At 67.8% G+C, this 6,371-nt stretch carries 7 protein-coding genes and 1 pseudogene; 6 read left to right on the top strand and 2 right to left on the bottom strand.

The annotated features are described in order from the left end of the window. Nucleotides 1–228 precede the first annotated feature (228 nt). The 6 genes and pseudogenes from ACOJSN_RS09520 to ACOJSN_RS09545 all read left to right on the top strand — a co-directional run bounded on the left by ACOJSN_RS09520 (nt 229) and on the right by ACOJSN_RS09545 (nt 4,926). A complete protein-coding gene (locus ACOJSN_RS09520; RefSeq protein WP_420112263.1) occupies nt 229–1,308 on the top strand; it encodes a pyridoxal phosphate-dependent aminotransferase in 1,080 nt (359 codons plus the stop codon). Nucleotides 1,309–1,393: 85 nt separating this feature from the next. After that, nucleotides 1,394–2,443, top strand: a complete 1,050-nt coding sequence (gene fgd, locus ACOJSN_RS09525) for a glucose-6-phosphate dehydrogenase (coenzyme-F420) (protein ID WP_420112258.1) — start codon at nt 1,394–1,396, stop codon at nt 2,441–2,443. Then, a pseudogene (locus ACOJSN_RS09530) lies at nt 2,440–2,655 on the top strand (XdhC family protein); the annotation flags it as partial. The gene fgd and the pseudogene ACOJSN_RS09530, both read left to right, overlap by 4 nt. 156 nt (nt 2,656–2,811) lie before the next feature. Further along, complete coding sequence (locus ACOJSN_RS09535) at nt 2,812–3,627, top strand: XdhC family protein (RefSeq protein ID WP_420112264.1); 816 nt, start codon at nt 2,812–2,814, stop codon at nt 3,625–3,627. Further along, complete coding sequence (locus ACOJSN_RS09540; protein WP_420112259.1) at nt 3,599–4,342, top strand: SDR family NAD(P)-dependent oxidoreductase; 744 nt, start codon at nt 3,599–3,601, stop codon at nt 4,340–4,342. The genes ACOJSN_RS09535 and ACOJSN_RS09540 overlap by 29 nt, the downstream gene beginning before the upstream one ends. After that, nucleotides 4,342–4,926, top strand: coding sequence for a nucleotidyltransferase family protein (locus ACOJSN_RS09545; RefSeq protein WP_420112260.1), 585 nt, complete (start codon nt 4,342–4,344; stop codon nt 4,924–4,926). Before ACOJSN_RS09540 ends, ACOJSN_RS09545 begins: the two co-directional genes overlap by 1 nt. A gap of 14 nt (nt 4,927–4,940) precedes the next feature. Here ACOJSN_RS09545 and ACOJSN_RS09550 read toward each other — a convergent pair whose 3' ends face one another. Further along, on the bottom strand, nt 4,941–5,684 hold the full coding sequence (locus tag ACOJSN_RS09550) for a GntR family transcriptional regulator (protein WP_420112261.1): 744 nt from the start codon (nt 5,682–5,684) through the stop codon (nt 4,941–4,943). Nucleotides 5,685–5,770: 86 nt separating this feature from the next. Beyond that, a complete protein-coding gene (locus tag ACOJSN_RS09555; RefSeq protein WP_420112262.1) occupies nt 5,771–5,920 on the bottom strand; it encodes a hypothetical protein in 150 nt (49 codons plus the stop codon). Nucleotides 5,921–6,371 lie beyond the last annotated feature (451 nt).

Raw genomic sequence — 6,371 nt, forward strand, 5'->3', positions numbered from 1 at the left:
AGCCCGCAGCCGCCGGCCTCGACTTGGTCTCGGTGGTCGCCGGACCCGTGCTCAAACGGGTGCTTCCCGTCGTCGCCGCGATCGTGCTCACGGTCCTCGTGATCCGCCGACGTCGAAGCCGCTAGGCCACCGTTCTGAACAGAAAGAAGCCCCATGACTCAACTTGCCCAGGCCCCGGTCCTGGCCTCGTCCGCCGTCTCGATGCCACGTTCGGGCATCCGCGAGATCATGGATCTCGCCTGGAGCAGCGGTCCTGACATCATCGGCCTGCACGTCGGGGAGCCGAGCTTTCCCACACCGGCGCACGTCGTGCGCGGCGCCATCGATGCGCTGAAGGCCGGGCACACGCGGTACGTGCCCAACGCGGGGATACCGGCGTTGCGCGAGGCGATCGCCGCCAAGGTCGCATCCGAGAACGGGATCACAGCCGATGCGGCGGACGTCGTTGTGACCGCCGGCGGGATGCAGGCGCTGTCGGTCGCCATGCTCGCGATCCTTCGGCCGGGGGATGAGGTGCTGCTGCCGGATCCGGGATGGCCGAACTTCGCGATGGCGGTGCAACTGTTGCACGGCAGACCGCGCGGGTACCGGCTGCTGGCCGAGAACGGGTTCGTCCCCGATATCGACGAGCTTGAGTCGCTCGTGACAACACGCACGCGAGCGATCATTCTCAACACGCCGTCAAACCCCTTGGGCACAGTGCTCGACGCCTCCGTGATCCAGGATGTTCTCGCGTTCGCCCGCCGGCACGGCCTATGGGTCATCTCCGATGAGTGCTACGACGCGATCACCTTCGACGCGCCGCACATCAGCCCCGCTTCGCTCGACCCCGACGCGCAGGTCGTGAGCTGCTTCAGCTTCTCGAAGACCTACTCGATGACGGGTATGCGCGTGGGATACGTCGTGACCCCACCGGGCTTGGGATCAGTTCTGGCCAAGATGCAGGAAGCCACGCTTTCGTGCATCAACGCGTCCGCCCAGTTCGGGGCGCTGGCGGCACTCGAAGGCGGGCGGGAATCGGTCGACCACGCGCGCAGCGTCTACCGGGATCGACGCGATGAGGCCTGCCGTACCCTCGAGCGCTTGGGCGTGACCCATCTCAGGCCCGAGGGCAGCTTCTTCCTCTGGGTGGACGTCCGCGACCGGACCGACTCGGTCCACGACTATGCCCTCCGCGCCGTGGTCGATCAGCGCGTGGCGGTCGCACCCGGCACCGCCTTCGGTGCAAGCGGCGAGGGGTATGTCCGGCTCTCGCTCGCCACGGAGACGGCGCAGCTGATTGAGGGTATTGAACGGCTTTTCGGGTGACTGGGACACGCGTGAGGTGGGTGCCACGTGAAAGGCGCCGCCGGCCGGGCGGGGAGGAGTCACTCGTGATCAGGGAAGGAAGGCCATGAAGTTCGGTTACAAGGCTTCAGCCGAGCAGTTCTCGCCGTCACATCTGCTGGAACTGGGCCTGATGGCCGAGCAAGCCGGGTTCGACTCGGTGTTCATATCCGACCACCTGCAGCCGTGGCGCCATCACGGCGGGCACGCTCCGGCGGCGCTCCCGTGGCTCGGCGCGCTGGTGAGTGCCACCGAGCGAATCATCGTCGGCACCAGTGTCCTAACGCCGACTCTGCGCTATCACCCAGCTGTCATCGCGCAGGCGTTCGCCACCTTGGGATGCCTGGCACCGGGTCGCGTGGTCCTGGGAGTGGGATCGGGCGAGGCCATGAACGAGGCACCCCTCGGCGTGCCCTGGCCACGTCCACGGGAACGCATCACGCGACTCGCGGAGGCCATCGACATCATCCAGAGACTGTGGCGGGAGGAACGCCTCGACTACGCAGGGCAGTACTACAACCTGCGCCAAGCAACCATCTATGACAGGCCCACCGTGCCGGTGCCGCTGTACGCCGCCGCCAGCGGGCCGGTGGCCACGCGTCTCGCGGGCCGAGTGGCTGATGGCTTCATCACGACCTCGGGCAAGGGCGAGAGTCTGTACACACAGCGGCTGCTGCCGGCGCTGGCGACAGGTGCTGCAGAGGCTGGACGCACGGTGAAAGATCTTGAGCTCGTGATGGAGGTGAAGGTCTCCTTCGATCCGGACCGGGATCGTGCCGCAGCGGATACGCGGTTCTGGGGGGCGCTGGCGCTGTCGTCGGAGGAGAAGACCGGCGTCGAAGACCCGCTGGTGATGGAACGCCTGGCAGATGCCCTTCCTCTCGAGCGGACGGCATCACGATGGATCGTCTCGGACGACCCCGAAGAGCATGTCGAGCAGATCTGGCGGTACGGACAGATGGGCTTCACCCACCTCGTCTTCCATGCCCCGGGCCCTGATCAGGCGCGATTCCTGGACCTGTACAGCGAAGCCATCCTTCCTCGACTCCGTGCCCGTGCCGAGAGGGACGACGTCGTGAGCAGCGCCGCCAAGGTCACCGCGGGAGGGTGGGCATGAACGATGTCATCGGCGAGCTTCGGCGCTGGTGGTCCGAGGGCGAGGCGGTCGCCGTGGCGACGGTGGTCGCGACGCATCGCTCCGCGCCGCTGCCTGCCGGGGTCACGATGCTCGTCGGTCCAGGCGGGCGCGTCGTAGGTTCGCTGTCCGGAGGCTGCGTCGAAGCCGCGATCTACGAGACTGGCCAGGAGGTGCGTGAGTCCGGATACCCGAGGCTCGAGAGCCATCGGGCAACCGAGGGCGGGGCCTTCGGCATCGGCTTGCCATGTGGCGGAGAGATCGATGTTTTCGTCGAGCGCATCACGCGCCGCCAGTCACCGCAGCTGAGCGTGCTCTTCGATGACATCGATGCCGGGCGCCCTGTGGCGATGGCGACCGTGGTCGAACATCCAGACCCCGCGGCTGTGGGGCGCAGTGTGATCGCCCGCCTCGAGGACGTGGCGAGCCCCGAGGTGCCGCACCCAACGCCGTCGTTGGACGCCACCATGCTTGCCACCGCTCGCCGGTTGCTCCGGAGCGGGCGAAGCGAGTTGCGCGTCTGCGGAAGCGCGGGGGAGCCCGAGGGCAGCACATGCTGGTTCTTCGTGCGCAGCCTGTTGCCGCCGCCGCGAATGCTCGTGTTCGGCGCGGTGGACTTCGCTGCAGCACTGGCCAATCAGGGACAGCTGCTGGGATACCGCGTTACCGTGTGCGACGCCCGTCCGGTGTTCGCGACGGCGGAACGGTTCCCTGGAGCCCACGAGGTCGTCGTCGCCTGGCCGCACGTGTATCTGTCGGAACAGATCCAGGCGGGCGCTCTCGATGAGCGCACCGTGGTGTGCGTGCTCACTCACGACATGAAATTCGACGTGCCGTTGCTCTCTCTGGCGCTGACTCATCGCCGATTCGCCTTCATCGGTGCTATGGGCTCTCGACGCACCCACCAAGAACGGCGACGGCGATTGATCGAAGCGGGCGTGACCGAGTTCGAATTGGCGGCCCTTTCGAGCCCGATCGGTCTCGATCTAGGCGCGCGCACACCGGCCGAGACGGCCGTGAGTATCGCGGCGGAGATCATTGCGGTCCGAACCGGTGGCACGGGAGAGCGGCTGCGCCAACGGCAGGGACCGATCCACGCCGAACCAAGCCGAACGCAGGAGAACGAGGGAGAACGACGTGAGCGCCGATCCTACGTTTCACGCTGACGCCTTGGCCGGCAAGCAGGCCCTGGTGACCGGGGGAGCGTCCGGCATCGGGCTGGAGACGGCGCGAACACTGCAGCGACTCGGCGCTGAAGTCACCGTGACCGGCAGCCGGAGCGAGGCGCCAGACGGGCTGGAGCCCGAGATCCGCTTTCGTCAGGCCGATGTCAGGCGATCGCGGGCGCTGCGGGCAGTTGTCGCGAGCATGGCAGGAATCGACGTTCTCGTCGCCGCGGCGGGGATCTCGCGACCCACGGCGGAGTGGGACGAGGAGGTGTTCGATGACGTCATCGATGTCAACCTCAACGGCGCCGCGCGCAGCGTTCAGGCGGCCGCGCCCGCGCTCGTGGAGGTCGGCGGTAGCGTGGTGCTCATCGGTTCGGTCATGAGCTTTCGGGGAGCGCCGGACCTTCCTGCCTATGCCGCGAGCAAGGCAGGGATCCTGGGTCTGACGCGGTCGTTGGCAGTGCGGTACGGCTGCGACGGAATCCGAGTGAACTGCGTGGTGCCCGGCTATGTGCGCACGGCGATGACGTCCTCGCTGCAGTCCGATGTCGACCGCTGTGAGCGCATGGTATCGGCCACACCGCTGGGACGGTGGGGGCAGCCCACCGACATCGCGCAGGCGGTGGCTTTCCTGTGCTCACCGGCCGCTGAGTTCATCACCGGTGCCGTGCTGAGCGTCGATGGCGGCCTGCTGGCGGCTGGGCCGGTGTAGTGCCTCCGGGCGGAACGCCTGAGGGCGCCGAGGTACTGGGAATCGTCCTGGCGGCCGGTGGCGGCACGCGCATGGGGCGGCCGAAGGCGTTGATGAGCGACGCCGAGGGCGTGCCGTGGCTGCGGCGTGCCGTGACGGTGTTGGAGATGGCCGGTGCCGAACCGGTGTTCGTCACCCTGGGAGCAGGGTTCGATGCGGCTGTGCCGCTCGTGCCGGAGGGCGTAAGGGCACTGCGCGTCCCCGACTGGCACGAGGGAATCGGGGCCTCGTTGCGGACCGCCCTCGAGGCCGCCAGCCAGAGCTGTGCCGGTGCCGCTCTGGTGACGCTGGTGGATTTGCCCTCGTTACATGCCGGAGCGGCCCAGCGCGTCGTCGCGTACGGAATCGATCCCGGGGTGCTGCGCCGGGCGACCTACAGCGGCCGACCGGGGCATCCGGTGCTGCTGGGCCGTGACCACTGGCGGCCGCTGCTGAGGCGAGTCAGCGGCGACGCCGGCGCGCGCGACTACCTCCGCGAGCACACGGTGGAACTCATCGACTGCACCGACTACGGCGGAGGGGACGATATCGACACGCTGCGTTGAGCCGCGCCCGTGGCTCAGGTGGCCACGGCCACCGGATGCCGGTCGGTTCGGACCAGGGCCTTGGTGTACTCATAGCAGCGGTCCTCGGCATCGAAGGAGAACTCCTCGAACGCCAGCAGCGGACTGCCGACCGGCACGTCGAGGAGGCTGGCGGCGCGGCGATCTGCCGCCGTCGCCGAGTACATCCGCTCACCACGAGCAGCGACGACGCCGAATCGATCCTTCAGGGTCTGGTGCAGCGGTCCTGCACTCAGCTCCATGTCGCTCAGCTCCTCCAGCCCGTCGAAGCGGTCGAGAAGCAACTCGACGTCCAAGATGGCGTCGGGGCCCTCGGAGAGGCGACGAAGGCGAACAATGCGCAAGGTGCGGCCTCCGGGAAAGACACCGCGGCTCGGTGCACCCTCGAGGACGAAACGCTCGAGCAGCCGCGTCTCGAAGTACACCCCTTCACGGGCGAGGCGCTCTCCGCTAGAGACGCGCCCGCTGTCAGAGCGGGCGGTGGGACGCTGCTCGGCCGTGACGAACGTGCCCCGGCCATGGACCTGAACGATCAGACCCTCCTGCTCGAGATCGCGCATGGCCCTGCGGACCGTGCCGCGGGCGACGCCGAGATCCTCTGAGAGGACATCGGCGCCAGGGAACTTGTAGCCAGCGGGCCACAGGTTCGATCGGATGCGACCGCGGAACTGGTCGGCGATCTGGACGTAGAGCGGACGCGGATCGGCCCGGTCAAGTGTCTGACTCTTGTCGATGTCCACGGTGGGCGATTGTGACATGTCTGTCAGCAGGTGTCCACCGTGGTGGCTTATGCACACTGTGACCCCCTGCCTTCAGCTCGGCACGCTCACAACGCCGCTTGCTTCTGGTCGTGCGGCTTCGCGAGAGTCGCCACCCGGGTGTCGAGGCGCAGTCGCGTGGCGACGCCGCGCGGACCTGTCGAGCGCATCGCGTCCGCCGCCTCTGCATCGTCATACAGACGTACATAGAGGTACATATACGACTCTTGACGTGTTATCCGAAACCTGCTTCACTGGCGCCGAACGTAAAGCGGCGTCACCCCCGCAGGAGGCGCTCGTCGAGACAGAAATGGACTCATCGGGTCGGCTGGACTCCGTTGCCGAGCGCCGTACTGAGAGGAGCAACATGGCAGTGAGGCCCACCGACAGGCTCATCGAGTCTTGCTGGCGGCTGGCTGGTGTGCGCACGGCTGGTTCGGAGCCCGCTGCTATGCCTGGCCGTGTCTGCGCAGGTCGTTGCGGCGTCAGGCGGATCGCGCCGGGCCGCACGCAGGTCGCTGCCGCACGAGCCGGGCGTCGCGGTCGGGCCCCTGTCGCGATCGATGTCCCTGCGCGGAGCGGGCGATTCGGCGGCGGCCGCCCGCGCGCGGGCAGGGCCTGGACGGCTCTCGAGACGAATGGACCAGCAGGATGCTGACGGTATCGGTC

It is taken from the genome of Pseudactinotalea sp., from assembly GCF_048594945.1.
GTDB lineage: Bacteria > Actinomycetota > Actinomycetes > Actinomycetales > Beutenbergiaceae > Pseudactinotalea.

Excerpts from the sequence above, each read along its gene's own strand:
- ACOJSN_RS09520 (WP_420112263.1), top strand. The coding sequence starts at position 229 with ATGGATCTCGCCTGGAGCAGCGGTCCTGACATCATCGGCCTGCACGTC.
- fgd (WP_420112258.1), top strand. The coding sequence starts at position 1,394 with ATGAAGTTCGGTTACAAGGCTTCAGCCGAGCAGTTCTCGCCGTCACAT.
- ACOJSN_RS09535 (WP_420112264.1), top strand. The coding sequence starts at position 2,812 with ATGGCGACCGTGGTCGAACATCCAGACCCCGCGGCTGTGGGGCGCAGT.
- ACOJSN_RS09555 (WP_420112262.1), bottom strand. The coding sequence starts at position 5,920 with ATGTACCTCTATGTACGTCTGTATGACGATGCAGAGGCGGCGGACGCG.